This is a genomic window from Halopseudomonas sp. L-58 (genome assembly GCF_056859475.1).
The window spans coordinates 83,035-98,354 of record NZ_JBSXON010000056.1; the positions used below are offsets into that span (position 1 = coordinate 83,035).

Annotated in this window: 17 protein-coding genes; 8 read left to right on the forward strand and 9 right to left on the reverse strand. The window is 61.7% G+C overall.

Annotated features, from left to right (window positions below; all coding sequences use genetic code 11):
* Position 1: 1 nt before the first annotated feature.
* The 5 genes from rng to AC13EY_RS08400 form a co-directional block, all read right to left on the reverse strand.
* The gene (rng, locus tag AC13EY_RS08380; RefSeq protein WP_228246651.1) at positions 2–1,459 is read right to left on the reverse strand and encodes a ribonuclease G; all 1,458 of its coding nucleotides are present in this window, start codon (positions 1,457–1,459) and stop codon (positions 2–4) included.
* A 62-nt stretch (positions 1,460–1,521) separates the two neighbouring features.
* Entirely contained in the window at positions 1,522–2,103 is a 582-nt protein-coding gene (locus AC13EY_RS08385; RefSeq protein ID WP_228246650.1) for a Maf family protein, read from the reverse strand.
* Complete coding sequence (gene mreD / locus AC13EY_RS08390) at positions 2,093–2,566, reverse strand: rod shape-determining protein MreD (protein ID WP_228246649.1); 474 nt, start codon at positions 2,564–2,566, stop codon at positions 2,093–2,095. Before mreD ends, AC13EY_RS08385 begins: the two co-directional genes overlap by 11 nt.
* On the reverse strand, positions 2,556–3,446 hold the full coding sequence (gene mreC, locus AC13EY_RS08395; protein WP_269688620.1) for a rod shape-determining protein MreC: 891 nt from the start codon (positions 3,444–3,446) through the stop codon (positions 2,556–2,558). The genes mreD and mreC overlap by 11 nt, the downstream gene beginning before the upstream one ends.
* A 140-nt stretch (positions 3,447–3,586) precedes the next feature.
* Positions 3,587–4,627, reverse strand: a complete 1,041-nt coding sequence (locus AC13EY_RS08400; RefSeq protein WP_088273181.1) for a rod shape-determining protein — start codon at positions 4,625–4,627, stop codon at positions 3,587–3,589.
* A 306-nt stretch (positions 4,628–4,933) separates the two neighbouring features.
* Here AC13EY_RS08400 and gatC point away from each other — a divergent pair, with 306 nt between their 5' ends.
* The 5 genes from gatC to AC13EY_RS08425 all read left to right on the forward strand — a co-directional run bounded on the left by gatC (position 4,934) and on the right by AC13EY_RS08425 (position 10,820).
* Complete coding sequence (gene gatC, locus AC13EY_RS08405) at positions 4,934–5,221, forward strand: Asp-tRNA(Asn)/Glu-tRNA(Gln) amidotransferase subunit GatC (protein ID WP_088273180.1); 288 nt, start codon at positions 4,934–4,936, stop codon at positions 5,219–5,221.
* A 30-nt stretch (positions 5,222–5,251) separates the two neighbouring features.
* Entirely contained in the window at positions 5,252–6,703 is a 1,452-nt protein-coding gene (gatA, locus tag AC13EY_RS08410; RefSeq protein ID WP_228246648.1) for an Asp-tRNA(Asn)/Glu-tRNA(Gln) amidotransferase subunit GatA, read from the forward strand.
* Positions 6,704–6,717: 14 nt separating this feature from the next.
* Positions 6,718–8,166, forward strand: coding sequence for an Asp-tRNA(Asn)/Glu-tRNA(Gln) amidotransferase subunit GatB (gene gatB / locus AC13EY_RS08415; protein WP_228246647.1), 1,449 nt, complete (start codon positions 6,718–6,720; stop codon positions 8,164–8,166).
* A gap of 56 nt (positions 8,167–8,222) precedes the next feature.
* Positions 8,223–8,615 (forward strand): septal ring lytic transglycosylase RlpA family protein, encoded by a 393-nt coding sequence (locus AC13EY_RS08420; protein ID WP_228246646.1) that lies wholly within the window; start codon positions 8,223–8,225, stop codon positions 8,613–8,615.
* 156 nt (positions 8,616–8,771) lie between these two features.
* On the forward strand, positions 8,772–10,820 hold the full coding sequence (locus tag AC13EY_RS08425; RefSeq protein ID WP_228246645.1) for a BCCT family transporter: 2,049 nt from the start codon (positions 8,772–8,774) through the stop codon (positions 10,818–10,820).
* A 59-nt stretch (positions 10,821–10,879) separates the two neighbouring features.
* Here the strand turns inward: AC13EY_RS08425 and AC13EY_RS08430 are convergent, their stop codons facing one another.
* Positions 10,880–11,464 carry a YajG family lipoprotein gene (locus AC13EY_RS08430; protein ID WP_088273175.1) on the reverse strand — a complete coding sequence of 195 codons (585 nt, stop codon included), beginning with the start codon at positions 11,462–11,464 and terminating at the stop codon, positions 10,880–10,882.
* Between the two features lie 175 nt (positions 11,465–11,639).
* Between AC13EY_RS08430 and AC13EY_RS08435 the strand changes: the two genes are divergently transcribed.
* Positions 11,640–11,855, forward strand: a complete 216-nt coding sequence (locus AC13EY_RS08435) for a hypothetical protein (RefSeq protein ID WP_228246644.1) — start codon at positions 11,640–11,642, stop codon at positions 11,853–11,855.
* Here AC13EY_RS08435 and AC13EY_RS08440 read toward each other — a convergent pair.
* The 3 genes from AC13EY_RS08440 to AC13EY_RS08450 form a co-directional block, all read right to left on the reverse strand.
* Positions 11,852–12,145 carry a PA4642 family protein gene (locus AC13EY_RS08440; RefSeq protein ID WP_088273173.1) on the reverse strand — a complete coding sequence of 98 codons (294 nt, stop codon included), beginning with the start codon at positions 12,143–12,145 and terminating at the stop codon, positions 11,852–11,854. The two genes, AC13EY_RS08435 and AC13EY_RS08440, sit on opposite strands and share 4 nt — an antisense overlap.
* Positions 12,146–12,212: 67 nt before the next feature.
* Positions 12,213–12,701 (reverse strand): hypothetical protein, encoded by a 489-nt coding sequence (locus AC13EY_RS08445; protein ID WP_228246643.1) that lies wholly within the window; start codon positions 12,699–12,701, stop codon positions 12,213–12,215.
* 3 nt (positions 12,702–12,704) lie between these two features.
* Complete coding sequence (locus tag AC13EY_RS08450) at positions 12,705–13,262, reverse strand: hypoxanthine-guanine phosphoribosyltransferase (RefSeq protein ID WP_088273171.1); 558 nt, start codon at positions 13,260–13,262, stop codon at positions 12,705–12,707.
* Positions 13,263–13,426: 164 nt separating this feature from the next.
* Here AC13EY_RS08450 and upp point away from each other — a divergent pair, with 164 nt between their 5' ends.
* Entirely contained in the window at positions 13,427–14,068 is a 642-nt protein-coding gene (upp, locus tag AC13EY_RS08455; RefSeq protein WP_088273170.1) for a uracil phosphoribosyltransferase, read from the forward strand.
* Complete coding sequence (locus AC13EY_RS08460) at positions 14,068–15,315, forward strand: uracil-xanthine permease family protein (protein ID WP_228246642.1); 1,248 nt, start codon at positions 14,068–14,070, stop codon at positions 15,313–15,315. Before upp ends, AC13EY_RS08460 begins: the two co-directional genes overlap by 1 nt.
* Positions 15,316–15,320: the final 5 nt, after the last annotated feature.

The following is a 15,320-nucleotide window of genomic DNA, read 5'->3' on the forward strand; positions in this document are numbered from 1 at the left end:
ATTACATCAGCACCACGTCATACTGCTCCTGGGTGTACATGGTTTCCACCTGGAACTTGATCGGGCGCTCAATGAACAACTCAAGGTCAGCGACGTTCCCGGACTCCTCGTCAAGCAGCCGATCCACCACCGACTGTGAGGCCAGTACCATATAGGCTCCCGCCTGATAGGCACGCGCCTCACGCAGGATTTCCCGGAAGATTTCGTAGCACACGGTTTCCGGGGTCTTCTGAATGCCCCGGCCCTGGCAGCTGGGGCAGGGCTCGCACAGCACCTGCTCGAGACTCTCGCGGGTGCGCTTGCGGGTCATCTGCACCAGCCCCAGCTCGGTGATGCCGATGATATTGGTCTTGGCGTGATCGCGCTCCAGCTGCTTTTCCAGCGTGCGCTGAACCTGGCGCTGATGCTCCTCGTCTTCCATATCGATGAAGTCGATGATGATGATGCCGCCGAGGTTACGCAGCCGCAGCTGACGGGCAATGGCTGTCGCCGCCTCCAGATTGGTCTTGAAGATGGTTTCCTCAAGGTTGCGGTGACCCACGAAGGCACCGGTGTTGACATCGATGGTGGTCATCGCTTCAGTCTGATCGATCACCAGATGCCCGCCGGACTTGAGCATCACCCGGCGCTCCATGGCCCGCTGAATTTCATCCTCGACACTGTAGAGGTCGAAGATCGGTCGCTCGCCCGGGTAGTGCTCCAGCAATTCTTCGACCCCAGGCATCAGCTCACGGACGAACTGCTCGACCTTCTGAAAGGTCTCCCGCGAGTCGATGCGAATCTTTTCCAGCCTGGGGTTGGCCAGATCGCGCAGGGTGCGCAGGGCCAGCGGCAAGTCTTCGTAGATAACCGAAGGGGCAGGCGCGGAGCCCATCTGCTGGCTTATCTGCTGCCACAGGCGGCGCACGTAGCGGATATCGACCAGGATATCTTCCTGCCGGGCGCCTTCGGCGGCGGTGCGCAAAATATAGCCACCGGCTTCCTGAATCCCCTCCTGCTCAAGCGAGTCGGCAACCACCTGCTTGAGCCTTTCACGCTCGGCCTCGTCCTCGATTTTCAGGGAGATACCGACATGCGGTGTCCGCGGCATATAGACCAGATAGCGCGAGGGCACCGACAGATGGGTGGTCAAGCGTGCACCCTTGGTACCGATCGGATCCTTGGTAACCTGCACCACCAGCGCCTTACCCTCATGCACGAGTGCACTGATCGGCTCGACCGCCTGGCCCTCACGGTCGGAAATTTCCGAGGCGTGGATAAATGCGGCACGCTCAAGGCCAATATCGACGAACGCTGCCTGCATGCCAGGCAGCACACGAACCACCTTGCCCTTGTAGATATTGCCGACAATACCGCGGCGCTGGGTGCGCTCGATGTGGACTTCCTGCAGCACGCCGTTCTCGACCAGCGCAACGCGGGTCTCCATCGGCGTGATATTGATCAGAATTTCTTCACTCATGGGCTCTACCACTCCTGTTCTGTCACCAGAATACCGGTGATCCGAGCCCTGGAACAGCCGCGTCAGAAGCGCTGCCAGCAGGGGATGCCAAAGGATTTGAGTAACGTCGCGGTTTCCTGCAGCGGCAAACCCACCACGGCGCTGTAGCTGCCCTCGATACGCTCGACGAAAATCGCGCCCAATCCCTGAATGCCATAACTGCCTGCCTTATCAGCCGGCTCGCCGGTATCCCAGTAGGCAGCAATCTCATCAGCCTGCAACGCCCGGAAGCGGACCCGGGTATCCACCCGAACCAGCTCGATGCGTTGATCGCAACCAACGGCGACCGCAGTCATGACCACGTGCTCGGCGGCGGACAGGGCGCTGAGCATCTGCAGTGCATCGGCGCGATCAACCGGTTTGCCGAGAATCCGATCGCCCAGCACCACCGCCGTGTCGGCCGCCAGGACCACCCGCCCCGGCGCGGCCTGAATCGCGGCGCGGATCTTGTCACGGGTCACGCGTTCAACATAGTCCACCGGAGCCTCGCCCGGTCGGACCTGTTCATCAACGCTGCAGAGCAGGCGTGCTGTTGGCACCCCAATCTGTTCGAGCAGCTCGCGCCGGCGCGGGGAACCGGAGGCCAGCAACAGTTCAGTTGACATGGAATCGCCGCCTTACCCCGCGTAACAGGGAGAAAACCCAGGGCCACAGCACTGCGCTGACCACGGCCGGGAGCAAAAACAGCAGCGTCGGCGGGCGATTGCCGCTGAGGCTGTTGAGCCACAGCAGAACCATCTGGGCGATGCCAAACACCGGCAGCATCACCAGGCTCTGCTGCCATAGCGGGAAGCGCCGGATGCGCTGGTACAGCAGCAAAACCATCCAGACCACCAGCGTCATGACCAGCGCATTCTGGCCGAATAGCTGACCGAAAAGCACGTCCGACACCAGCCCGGCCAGCCACGCAGTCAGCAGACCAACCCGGTGCGGCAGCGCCATGACCCAGTAGGCCAGCACCATTGCCAGCCACATGGGGCGCCCCAGGCTGACCGGATCAGGCATCGGCATGACACTCAGCAACAGCGCTGCCAGAATACTCAGGATAATGGCCAGACTAGTCTGCATTGCCTGCCTCCTCCGCTTCAGCATCCGCCGCAGATTCGACGTCCTCGGCAGCGTCCGGGGCGTCATCAGGCAACAGCTCCAGCGCCGGCAACACGTCGCCGTAGCCACTTTCCGGGCTGAACACCAGCAACAGGTAACGGCTGCGGTTAAGCTGGGCCGAGGGCGTCACCCGGACTTCGGCAAAGGACTGGGCCGGGTGACGAATCACCGAATGCACCCGACCAACCGGGTAGCCCGCCGGAAAGCGTTGCCCCAGCCCGGAGCTGACCACAATATCGCCCTCGCGCACATCGGCGGTATCACCCACAAAGCGCAGCTCAAGCCATTCGTTACGCCCGGTCCCGGCAGCCAGGGCGCGCAGACCATTGCGATTGATTTGCACCGGCAGGCTGTGGGAGGCGTCCGTAATAAGCAGTACCCGGGCACTGTGCGGCAGCACCTCGACAACCTGTCCCATCAGACCGGTTGCATCGAGCACCGGCTGACCGAGGAAGACACCATCAACCTCGCCCTTGTCAATCAGAATCCGCTGGGTAAAGGGGTTGGGATCGACGCCGATCAGCTCGGAGACCAGCACCCGCTCGTCGACCAGAGAGGAGGAATTGAGCAATTCGCGCAGCCGCACGTTCTGCTCCGTCAGCGTTGCCAACTTCTGCAGCTTGCGCTGGGTCAGCAGCGCTTCGGCGCGCAGGCGCTCGTTCTCGGCAATCAGCTGAGCTCGGCTGGTCGTCAGTTCAGCCGCCATCTGCCAGGCGCGCACCGGCATCTCGGCAGCGGAATACAGCGGTGCGACCAGCAGACCCAGCTGGGCACGCAGCGGTTTGAGGGCGTCGAAGCGGGCGTCCACCACCATCAGGGCGATGGACAGCACCGTCAGCACAACCAGGCGAACGCCAAGCGACGGCCCCTTGATGAATAGCGGTTTGATGGCAGGCTCCTCGCAGCCACAGGTTAGTTGCCGTCAGCGGCAAGCCGGACAGAGCCGGCACTCCCGTCCCGCGCGGCTTGCCACCAGCCTGATCACTCGGTCGACAGCAGATCCATGGTGTGCTGGTCCATCATTTCCAGCGCCTTGCCGCCACCACGGGCAACGCAGGTCAGCGGATCTTCGGCGACAATCACCGGCAGACCGGTTTCCTGAGTCAGCAGCTTGTCCAGATCACGTAGCAGCGCGCCGCCGCCGGTCAGAATCAGGCCACGCTCGGCGATATCGGAAGCCAATTCCGGCGGCGACTGTTCCAGCGCGCTCTTGACCGCCTGAACGATGGTCGCCAGCGACTCCTGCAGCGCCTCAAGCACTTCGGTTGAGTTCAGGGTAAAGCTGCGCGGCACACCCTCGGCCAGGTTACGGCCACGCACATCCACTTCCAGCGTTTCACCGCCGGGGAAAGCCACACCAATTTCCTGCTTGATACGCTCGGCAGTGGATTCACCGATCAGGCTGCCATAGTTGCGACGTACATAGGTCACAATGGCTTCATCGAAGCGGTCACCACCAACTCGGACAGACTCGGCGTAAACCACACCATTGAGGGAAATCAACGCGATTTCAGTCGTACCGCCACCGATATCGACCACCATGGAGCCACGCGCCTCTTCCACCGGCAGGCCGGCGCCGATCGCCGCGGCCATCGGCTCCTCGATCAGATAGACTTCGCGGGCACCCGCGCCCAGAGCCGACTCACGAATGGCACGACGCTCGACCTGGGTCGATTTGCACGGAACGCAGATCAGCACGCGGGGGCTGGGCTGAATAAAGCTATTTTCATGCACCTTGTTGATGAAGTACTGCAGCATCTTTTCACAGACGCTGAAGTCGGCGATGACGCCGTCCTTCATCGGACGAATGGCCTGAATGTTACCGGGTGTACGACCAAGCATGCGCTTGGCGTCGGTACCGACGGCGACGACACTTTTCTGATTGCCCGCTGTGGTACGAATCGCGACCACAGACGGCTCGTCCAGTACAATACCGCGATCCCGGACGTAAATAAGCGTGTTGGCTGTACCCAGATCGATGGACAGATCACTGGAGAACATGCCACGAATTTTCTTGAACATGCGTTGACTAGACCCCGAAGACGCGTGGGTTAATTGGAAAAAAGCACGGATAAGCCACCTGACCCTGACGCTGCAAAAACGGGAACTGGTGGCCAAAGGCCTTGACTGACGGCCTTCTGCGCAGTGCGTGCAGGTGACTGATCGGTACTTTCAGAAGTGTCGCAACTCTAACAATGGCGGGGTTTTTGGGCAAGGCGCGACTGTGGTAAATTCGCGCCTTTGCCCGCATTTTCCGTGGCGAACCACCAAACGGCGCCTGTCGCCAGCATACGACCGGAAATCACCGGCAACATGGAGCATACGTACATGTCCCTGGACCGCACCGATGTGGAAAAGATCGCGCATCTGGCCCGAATTGCCCTCAGCGAAGACGACATCCCCGCAACCACCGCCAAACTGTCCGGCATTCTTGAGCTGATCGACAAGATGCAGGCGGTGGATACCAGCGCCGTCGCACCACTGGCACACCCGCTGGAAACCACCCAGCGACTGCGCGCCGACGAGGTCACCGAAAGCAACCAGCGCGAGGCCTACCAGGCCATTGCACCGGCTACCGAAGCCGGCCTGTATCTGGTTCCCAAGGTCATCGAATAATCCTGCCGCGCCGAGACAAGAGACCCACCCATGCACGAGAAAACTCTGGCCGAACTGTCACAGGCCTTGCAGAACAAGACGCTCTCGAGCGTCGAGCTGACCCAACACTACCTCAAGCGAATCGAACAGCTTGATGGCAGCCTCAACAGCTATATCACCGTTACCGCCGAATCGGCCCTTGAGCAGGCCGCCGCAGCGGATGCCCGCATCGCCGCCGGCAACGCCACTGCGCTCACCGGTATTCCGCTGGCGCACAAGGACCTGTTCTGCACCCAGGGCCAGCGCACCAGCTGCGGCTCGAAGATGCTCGACAACTTCATTTCGCCGTACGAATCGACCGTCACCCAGCGCTTCCTCGACGCCGGCGCGGTAAGCCTCGGCAAGACCAACCTCGACGAATTCGCCATGGGTTCGTCCACCGAGTCCAGTTTCTACGGCCCGACCCGCAACCCTTGGGACACCGACCGGGTACCCGGCGGCTCCTCCGGCGGCTCTGCTGCCGCTGTAGCCGGCCGCCTGTGCGCTGCGGCTACGGGCACCGACACAGGCGGCTCGATCCGCCAGCCCGCCGGCTTCACGGCTCTGACCGGCCTGAAGCCGACCTATGGTCGGGTTTCGCGCTGGGGCATGGTGGCCTACGCTTCGAGCCTGGATCAGGGCGGCCCGATGGCCCGCACCGCCGAAGACTGCGCGCTGATGCTGCAGGTCATGGCCGGTTTCGACGCCAAGGATTCCACCAGCGTCGACCAGCCGGTGCCGGACTACAGCGCCAGCCTGAACGACTCGCTCAAGGGCCTGCGCATCGGCCTGCCAAAGGAATACTTCGCCGCCGGCCTGGACGCTGCGACCAGCGACGCCATCAGCGCCGCGGTCAAGCAATTTCAGGCGCTCGGCGCCGAAGTCAGGGAAATCAGCCTGCCGAACGCCGAGCTGGCGATTCCGGCCTACTACGTCATCGCCCCGGCTGAAGCCTCCTCCAACCTGTCCCGCTTTGACGGCGTGCGCTTCGGCTACCGCTGCGACCACCCGGCCGACCTGACCGACCTGTACAAGCGCTCACGTGCCGAAGGTTTCGGCGCCGAGGTCAAGCGCCGCATCATGGTCGGCACCTACGCGCTGTCGGCCGGTTACTACGATGCCTATTACCTGAAAGCCCAGAAGATCCGTCGCCTGATCAAGAACGACTTCATGGCCGCCTACGAACAGGTCGATGTGATCCTCTGCCCGACCTCGCCGACCCCGGCGTTCAAGATCGGCGAGAAGATCGACGACCCGGTCAGCCTGTACCTGACCGACATCTACACCATTACCGCCAACCTGGCCGGGGTTCCGGGCGTCGCCCTGCCCGCCGGGTTTGCCAACGGTCTGCCGCTGGGCATGCAACTGCTGGGGCCCTACTTCAGCGAAGCCCGCCTGCTCAACATCGCGCACCAGTACCAGCAGGTTACCGACTGGCACCAGCGCGCTCCGGCCGGCTACTGAGAGGATTGACAGCAATGCAATGGGAAATCGTCATCGGGCTGGAAATCCACGCCCAGCTCACCACCGCGTCGAAGATCTTCTCCGGCAGCGCCACCACCTTCGGCGCCGAACCCAACACCCAGGCCAGCCTGGTTGACCTGGGCATGCCGGGCACCCTGCCGGTGCTCAACGCTCAGGCCGTGCGCAACGCGGTCAAGTTCGGCCTGGCGATCGACGCCGAGATCGGCATGACCAACGTCTTCGCGCGCAAGAACTACTTCTACCCTGACCTGCCCAAGGGCTACCAGACCAGCCAGATGGATCATCCCATCGTCGGCAAGGGCTACCTGGACATCACCCTGGAAGATGGCACGGTCAAACGCGTCGGTGTTACCCGCGCGCACCTGGAAGAAGATGCCGGCAAGAGCCTGCACGAAGACTTCCATGGCATGAGCGGCATCGACCTCAACCGCGCTGGCACCCCGCTGCTGGAAATCGTTTCCGAGCCGGACATGCGCAGCGCCAAGGAAGCGGTCGCCTACGCCAAGACCATCCACTCGCTGGTGCGTTATCTGGGCATCTGCGACGGCAACATGGCCGAAGGATCCTTGCGCTGCGACTGCAACGTCTCGGTGCGCCCCAAGGGCCAGACCGAGTTCGGCACCCGCTGCGAGATCAAGAACGTCAACTCGTTCCGCTTTATCGAGAAGGCAATCAACACCGAAGTCCAGCGCCAGATCGAGCTGATCGAGGATGGCGGCAAGGTGGTCCAGGAAACCCGCCTGTACGATCCAAACAAGGACGAAACCCGGTCCATGCGCAGCAAGGAAGAAGCTAACGACTACCGCTACTTCCCCTGCCCTGACCTGCTGCCCGTGGTGCTGGAACCGAGCTTTATCGAAGAAGTCCGTGGCGAGCTGCCGGAACTGCCGCAGCAAAAACGCGAGCGTTTCGAAAGCCAGTTCGGCCTGTCAACCTACGACGCCAGCGTCTTGAGCGCCAGCCGCGAACTGGCCGACTACTTCGAGCAGGTGCAGCAAACCTGCGGTGACGCCAAGCTGGCGGCCAACTGGGTGATGGGCGAGCTGTCCAGCCTGCTCAACAAGGAAGGCCTGGAGATCGAGCAATCGCCGGTCAGCGCTGCGCAACTCGGCGGCATGATCCTGCGCATCAAGGACAACACCATCAGCGGCAAGATCGCCAAGATGGTATTCGAGGCGCTGGCCGCCGGCGAAGGGGACTCTGCCGATGCGATCATCGAAGCCAAGGGGCTCAAGCAGGTCACCGACAGCGGCGCCATCGAGGCCATGCTGGACGAGGTACTGGCCGCCAACGCAGCACAGGTCGAACAGTACCGCGCCAGCGACGAAGCCAAGCGCGGCAAGATGTTCGGCTTCTTCGTCGGTCAGGCGATGAAGGCCTCCAAGGGCAAGGCCAATCCGCAGCAGGTCAACGAACTGCTGCGCAAGAAGCTGGAAGGCTGAACCGGAAGGCGGCGGCGCGGTCATACAGGCTCCGCCGCCTAACCGGACGTCACCCCATGCTGCGCTTTCTGTTGACCGTACTGACTGCACTGATAGCGCTGAACGCCAGGGCCGATGCGCTATCGCTCGGCGATCCGGGCTGGAGCCAGACTGGCAAAGCCTCCTACTACTCGTCCCGCCTGCACGGCAAGCGCACCGCCAGCGGCGAACCCTATGATGAAACCGACCTGACCGCAGCCCATCCGGCACTGCCATTCGGCACCCTGATCAAGGTCACCAATACCTACAACGGCCGCAGCGTGGTCGTGCGAATCAATGATCGCGGCCCCTTTGTCGGCCACCGCATCATCGATGTCTCCCAGCGCGCCGCAGAGCAGCTGGGCATGATTCGCGCCGGCAGCGCCCGCGTGCGCATCGAGTTGCCAGACCCGGATCAGCCTAGCGACTGAGCGGAACTTTTCTCCCTGAGCTACCCTCCACTGACAGTCAACGACTGAACACGCTCGCCGAACGTCCGGCCTGTGGCGCGCTCAGCGCGGCCTGTTCAGCGCCCCATTGGAGCAGCCGGTGCATAGGACCGGCGTACGCAGGACAAGGAGATCTGCATGACTGACGTCAAGCGTGGCTGGCAATCAACCGTTCTGGTTCCGGTCTTTGCCCCTGCCGTTATCGTTACCCTGCTTCTGGTGATCGGCACCATCAGCAATCCGGCGCTGGCCGGCAGCCTGTTCTCCAGCACGCTGAGCTACATCACCACCACCTTTGGCTGGTTCTATATGCTGGCCGTCGCCAGCTTTCTGCTGTTTGTGGTGCTGGTCGCCTGCAGCAGCTGGGGCAATATCCGGCTGGGGCCGGATCACGCCGAGCCGCAATACAGCTTCCCGGCCTGGTTCGCGATGCTGTTCTCGGCCGGCTACGGGATCGCCCTGCTGTTCTTCGGCGTCGCCGAGCCGGTGACCCACTTCGCCAGCCCGCCTGCCGGCGCCCCGGAAACGCTGGACGCGGCCAAGCAGGCCATGCAGATCGCCTTCTTTCACTGGGGTTTTCATATCTGGGCGATCTACGGCCTGGTCGGTCTGGTACTGGCCTACTTTGCCTTTCGGCACGGCCTGCCCCTGTCCATGCGCTCGGCCCTCTACCCGCTGATTGGCGAGCGCATTCACGGCCCCATCGGGCACGCCGTCGACGTGGTCGCCATCCTCGGCACCCTGTTTGGTATCGCCACCACCCTGGGCCTGTCGGTCGCGCAGATCAACGCCGGGCTGAACTACCTGTGGCCGAGCATTCCGGTAGCCAGCAGCGTGCAGGTGATTACCATTGCGGCCGTGACCGCGCTCGCCCTGTTTTCAGTGGTGGCCGGGCTGGACAAGGGGGTAAAGAACCTGTCGATCCTGAACATGGTGCTGGCGGTGACGCTGATGCTGTTCGTCTTTCTGGTCGGCCCTTCCATCTTCATCCTCGAAGCCTTCCTGCAGAACACCGGTAGCTACCTGAACAACATTGTTGAGCGCACCTTCAACCTGCAGGCCTACACCCACAGTGACTGGATCGGCAACTGGACGCTGTTCATCTTCGGCTGGACCATCGCCTGGGCGCCCTTTGTCGGACTATTTATCGCCAAGATCAGCCGCGGCCGCACCATCCGACAGTTCGTCTTCGGCGTCATGCTGGTGCCAACCATCTTCACCTTCCTCTGGTTCTCGGTGTTTGGCGATACCGCCTTGCACCTGATCATGAACGAGGGCTACACCACGTTGATCAGCGAAGTGCAGGCAGACAAGGCGATTGCGCTGTTCAAGCTGTTCGAGCATCTGCCACTGACCAGCATCGTGTCGTTCGTGACCGTGGTACTGATCGTCACCTTTTTCGTCACCTCATCGGACTCCGGTTCGCTGGTGATCGACTCGCTGGCCTCCGGCGGCGTGCTGCAGACACCGGTATGGCAACGCGCCTTTTGGGCGATCCTGGAGGGGGTAGTTGCCGCGGTATTGCTGATCGCCGGTGGCCTGAGTGCCCTGCAGACCATGACCATCGTCACCGCCCTGCCCTTCGCCATCATCATGATCATTGCCATGCTCGGCATGTGGCGCGCGCTGGTCATCGAAGGCCACCGTGACATCAGTCTGCTGCATCACATGCAGGTCAGCCGCTACAGCGACAACAGTCTGGCAGCCAACTGGAAGAAACGTCTGGTCAGTATCGTCAACTTTCCCGATCGCGCGGCGGTGGAGGGCTTTATCCACAACACAGCCATGCCCGCCATGCAGCGCCTGAGCCAGGCACTGGTTGCCCAGGGCTTGCCGGCAGAAGCGGCCCTGGATGCCGATAACGGCCGCGCCTATCTGCAGATCAGCAAGCCCGACCAGCTGGATTTCGTCTACGAAATACGTCTGCGCGAATACCTGCGACCGGACTTCGCCTACCCGGAAATGCGCCGCACCGACGATGATGCTCAGCAGCATTACTATCGGGCTGAGGTCTTCCTGCGCCGCGGCGGGCAAACCTATGATGTTTATGGCTATGATGAGCAGGAAATCATTGGCGACATCCTCGACCACTTCGAAAAATACCTGCATTTTCTGCACATCTCGCCGGGCGTCCTGCCCTGGAACATGGCCGAGCACGACGAGATGCTGCAACAACCACCCACCTGAGTGGGCCGAAGGCAAAAAAACCGGCACATGGCCGGTTTTTTTGTTCAGTCGCACAAGCCTTACTGCTGCAGCACCTGAAGAATCATCGGGTCCTGGAACACCCGAGTCAGGGCATCACTCATCACGTCGGTAACCAGCTTGGTATTGGTTTCCTGGTTAGGCGCGTAGCCAAAACGCTGCTGCAACGAGGAGCTGAAACGTCCCTGATAATTACGGTTCATATTGCTGGCTTCGGCAACGAAGGTCGCGCTGATATCCGCCTGGGTCACATAGACCGAGCTCTTCGGCGACTGATAGCGCAAATCTGCCAGATTCAGCGTCAAGCGGTTCGCATTTGGCGTGCCCTCCGGCACGACACTGAAGCCCAGTTGCCGCAGCGCCTGCTCAACCTGCTGACGAATCACCGGCAGCGCACTGTCGCTGATAGTGATGTTGCTGGAGTCGGGGTAAATACCGCCGCGGGTTCCCAGCACCTTGTTCTGCCGGGTGTCCTGCACCTGCACACTGACCGGCTGCTGGCGGGCAACCGGGCTGAGCGGCTTGTTGATCTGGGGCTGCACTGTCAACTGCTGAGGACTGTGGGCACAGCCCACCAGCACCGCGGCCATAAGAGCCAGCAGCAACATGCCTGAACGCTTGAGCATAAGAACCTTACTCCTGCCGTCTGTCGGGATTAAAAAAGAAAAGTGGTCGGCGCCACCTTGGACAGGCGCAGCATACTCCGGTTCCGAAAGCGCCAACAGAGGGCCAGGTGAACTGTCATCAGGCTGACATCTCGATGGGCGATGCTGCGCGCAAAGTCGCAGAGGAAAAATTGTCATGTTCGCCAATCTGTTCGCGCGCCGCCGCTACTACGCCCAGCTTGACGCCCAGGGTGTCTGCGTTGCCGTGTGGGCGCTGTCGCAACAGCCGCAGCAGGGCTGCTGGGTCGAGATCAACGAGCTGCAACCCCGCTGGATCGGCAAGCCGCTACCGGCAGCTGCCCGTATCAGCCGGCGCGAGACCCGCGCCAGCTGGAGAATGCTGCCGGCTTAACGGGCGCCTGCTGCTTCCAGGGCCGCGACGTAGTCTTCGGCCTGCGCGTGTTCACGCACGATGGCCAGGAAGGTACGGCCATCGGCACCCACTGCATTCAGGTCGTGCCCGGCGGCCTTGAACATCACCAGAAAGCGCTCGAAATCTTCCACACGCAGGCCGCGATAGGCGCGCACCAGCAGATGCAACTCAACCGACTCGTCGCTGTTGTAGGGGCGTGCGTTCAGAAATACCGCAACCTGTTCGTCGGTCATCGGCTCACCGATCACCTTCTGCTTGTCTTTACGCATGAAACGTCCTCAGAGAGTTCAGGGCCGGCATTGTAACCATCCCCCGAGCGTCCCACCAGTTCGGAACTCAGTCCGCAGCCGGGACCGGCGCAGAATGGAGATCGGCCCAGATCAGACCGTTACCGTAGAACCGCCCCTGCACGTAATCCGTGCCGGGGCTATCGAGCATTTGCCGGATAGCGGGCAGCAGGGCCAGCGGATAGTTGATGACGAGCAGAGCACCGTCATCGGCAAGGCGTGCGCCGCGCTGCCCACCGGCGCCATCGACAAACTGCAGGCGCGCCCGCTGCACCGGCGAACCGGGCAATACGCTGCGCCCCTCCAGCAGAAGCGAGACGCTGGCCTGCGCATCATTCGGGCGAGCCCCCGGGCGCAACTCGCTGGCAACCGTCAGACTGTAGCGTTGCACCTCGAATAACACCTGCTCGGGCTTATCCTGACGCTGACCGTAGAGATCTTCCGGCAGATATTCATCGTGCGGCAGCGCCACCGGGGCAGCGGCAAGCGACTGCACCAGCAACGCCCCCAGGGTCAGCGCAACCGCCCGACGCATCATGCCTCAGTGCCCCTTGAGGGCAAAAATGCCGGCGGCGTTGCGCCAGTAACCCTTGTAATCCAGACCGTAACCGAAGATGTAGCGATCCTCGACATCCAGCCCGGTAAAGTCGGCACGCATGCCCGGATAGGCCTTGCGGTCGTGCTGTTTGTCGAGCAGCACAGCCGTATAAACATTCTCGGCACCGGCATCCCGGCAGTACTCGACGATGGCGGCCAGGGTATGACCTTCATCCAGAATGTCATCGATGATCAGCACAGTACGGCCGACCAGTGAATGCTCTGCACGCGCCTTCCAGAACAGTTCACCACCGGACAGTTTGTTGCGATAGCGAGTCGCGTGCAGATAACCCACTTCCATCGGGAACGGCAGCTTCGGCAGCAGCTTGCCACTGATGATCAGGCCACCGTTCATGACACTGTAAACAATCGGGTTGCTGTCGCTCAGACGCGCCCTGATCTCGGCTGCCATGTTGTCCAGCGCACCCTCAACATCGGCCTCGGTAAACAGGCAATCAGCCTCTGCCATAACCTGCTTGATGTGATCCAGTTCTACCGCCATGCATGACCTCCGCCGGTCCCGGTATGGAAAAAGGGGCGAAAAATACCCATGTCGCCACGAAAGCACAAGTATAGAGACGGTTTTCCGACAGACGAGCCCCTGCTGTCAACGCCAATGCTGTGCCATAATTGCCGCGCCCTTCCACGCAAGAGAGAAGTTCCAGCATGAACGTGAAAGAAATCCGCCATCCTTTGATACGACACAAACTGGGCCTGATGCGCCGCAGTGACATCAGCACCAAGAATTTTCGTGAGCTTGCGCAGGAAGTTGCTGCGCTGCTGACCTACGAAGCAACCCAGGACATGGCGGTCGAGACCCACACCATACAAGGCTGGTGTGGCGATGTGGAAGTGGAAAAACTGAGCGGCAAGAAAGTAACCGTGGTGCCGATTCTGCGTGCCGGTCTCGGTATGCTGGACGGCGTACTCAGCCTGGTGCCGAGCGCCAAGGTCAGCGTCATCGGCCTGGCCCGCAACGAGGAAACCCTCGAAGCCGACACCTATCTGGAAAAACTGGTTGGTGAACTGAACCAGCGTATGGCGCTGATCATCGACCCGATGCTGGCCACCGGCGGCTCCATGGTGGCTACCATCGACATGCTGAAGAAGGCCGGCGCGCGCGAGATTCGTGCCCTGGTGCTGGTAGCAGCGCCCGAGGGAATCCAGCGCGTCAACGATGCCCATCCCGACGTGCAGATCTACACCGCATCAGTTGATCAGCGTCTGAACGAGCACGGCTACATCATCCCGGGCCTGGGCGATGCCGGCGACAAGATTTTTGGCACCAAGCAGAAGGATATCGTTTGATGGAAGGCGTTCAGACCCACGGCTGGCGCACTGCGCTGGCCGGTTCCCAGATGCTGTTTGTGGCTTTCGGCGCACTGGTACTGATGCCGCTTATTACCGGCATGAACCCCAGCGTTGCCCTGTTTACCGCCGGTATCGGCACCCTGTTGTTCCAGTTCACCACCCGCCGGCAGATTCCAATCTTCCTGGCCTCCAGCTTCGCCTTCATCGCCCCGATCATGTACAGCAACCAGACCTGGGGCCTGCCCGCCACACTCGGCGGTCTGGTCGCCGCCGGCGTGGTCTATATCCTGCTCAGCCTGCTGGTACGCCTGTGGGGCCCAGGCTTCATTCAGCGCCTGCTGCCACCGGTTGTGGTAGGACCGGTGATCATGGTCATTGGTCTCGGTCTGGCCTCGGTCGCCGTCAACATGGCCATGGGCAAGGCCGGAGACGGCAGCGCCCAGCTGGTCGAATACAACACCGCCATTCTGATTGCCGGCGCATCGCTGATCACCACCATCATCGTGGCCGTGTTCGCCAAGGGCATTTTCCGTCTGGTACCCATTCTGGCCGGCGTATTGGTCGGCTATGCCCTGTCCTGGCTGCTGGGCGTCACCGACTTCACCCAGGTTGCCGCAGCGCCCTGGCTGGCGGTGCCGGATTTTGTTACCCCCGAATTCCAGCTGGCGGCGATCCTGTTCATGATCCCTGTGGCAATTGCACCCGCCATCGAACACATCGGCGATGTGCTTGCGATTGGCGGCGTGACTGGCAAGAACTATCTGGAAAAGCCCGGCCTGCAGAACACGCTGCTCGGCGACGGTATTGCTACCTCGGCAGCAGCGTTCTTCGGTGGCCCGCCCAACACCACCTACTCGGAAGTCACCGGCGCAGTCATGCTGACCCGCAACTTCAACCCCAACGTAATGATCTGGGCGGCGGTGTTTGCCATCGTTCTGGCCTTTATCGACAAGTTCGGCGCCGTCCTGCTGGGCATGCCGGTGCCGGTCATGGGCGGGATCCTTTGCCTGCTGTTCGGCTCCATCGCGGTGGTCGGCCTGAACACTCTGGTGCGCCATCAGGTCGACCTGTCCCAGGCCCGCAACCTGTGCATCGTCTCGGTGACACTGGTCTTCGGTATCGGTGGCATGGTGATCGGCAATGACAGCTTCAGCCTGCAAGGCATCAGCCTGTGCGGCGTGGTTGCCATCCTGCTCAACCTGATCCTGCCCAAGGCCGACGAAGAAGCCCCTGCTGCTCACTGATCGAC

Bases quoted from the DNA above. Each gene is read 5' to 3' on its own strand.
- rng (WP_228246651.1), bottom strand. From the start codon at position 1,459: ATGAGTGAAGAAATTCTGATCAATATCACGCCGATGGAGACCCGCGTT.
- AC13EY_RS08385 (WP_228246650.1), bottom strand. From the start codon at position 2,103: ATGTCAACTGAACTGTTGCTGGCCTCCGGTTCCCCGCGCCGGCGCGAG.
- mreD (WP_228246649.1), bottom strand. From the start codon at position 2,566: ATGCAGACTAGTCTGGCCATTATCCTGAGTATTCTGGCAGCGCTGTTG.
- AC13EY_RS08400 (WP_088273181.1), bottom strand. From the start codon at position 4,627: ATGTTCAAGAAAATTCGTGGCATGTTCTCCAGTGATCTGTCCATCGAT.
- gatC (WP_088273180.1), top strand. From the start codon at position 4,934: ATGTCCCTGGACCGCACCGATGTGGAAAAGATCGCGCATCTGGCCCGA.
- gatA (WP_228246648.1), top strand. From the start codon at position 5,252: ATGCACGAGAAAACTCTGGCCGAACTGTCACAGGCCTTGCAGAACAAG.
- gatB (WP_228246647.1), top strand. From the start codon at position 6,718: ATGCAATGGGAAATCGTCATCGGGCTGGAAATCCACGCCCAGCTCACC.
- AC13EY_RS08420 (WP_228246646.1), top strand. From the start codon at position 8,223: ATGCTGCGCTTTCTGTTGACCGTACTGACTGCACTGATAGCGCTGAAC.
- AC13EY_RS08425 (WP_228246645.1), top strand. From the start codon at position 8,772: ATGACTGACGTCAAGCGTGGCTGGCAATCAACCGTTCTGGTTCCGGTC.
- AC13EY_RS08430 (WP_088273175.1), bottom strand. From the start codon at position 11,464: ATGCTCAAGCGTTCAGGCATGTTGCTGCTGGCTCTTATGGCCGCGGTG.
- AC13EY_RS08435 (WP_228246644.1), top strand. From the start codon at position 11,640: ATGTTCGCCAATCTGTTCGCGCGCCGCCGCTACTACGCCCAGCTTGAC.
- AC13EY_RS08440 (WP_088273173.1), bottom strand. From the start codon at position 12,145: ATGCGTAAAGACAAGCAGAAGGTGATCGGTGAGCCGATGACCGACGAA.
- AC13EY_RS08445 (WP_228246643.1), bottom strand. From the start codon at position 12,701: ATGATGCGTCGGGCGGTTGCGCTGACCCTGGGGGCGTTGCTGGTGCAG.
- AC13EY_RS08450 (WP_088273171.1), bottom strand. From the start codon at position 13,262: ATGGCGGTAGAACTGGATCACATCAAGCAGGTTATGGCAGAGGCTGAT.
- upp (WP_088273170.1), top strand. From the start codon at position 13,427: ATGAACGTGAAAGAAATCCGCCATCCTTTGATACGACACAAACTGGGC.
- AC13EY_RS08460 (WP_228246642.1), top strand. From the start codon at position 14,068: ATGGAAGGCGTTCAGACCCACGGCTGGCGCACTGCGCTGGCCGGTTCC.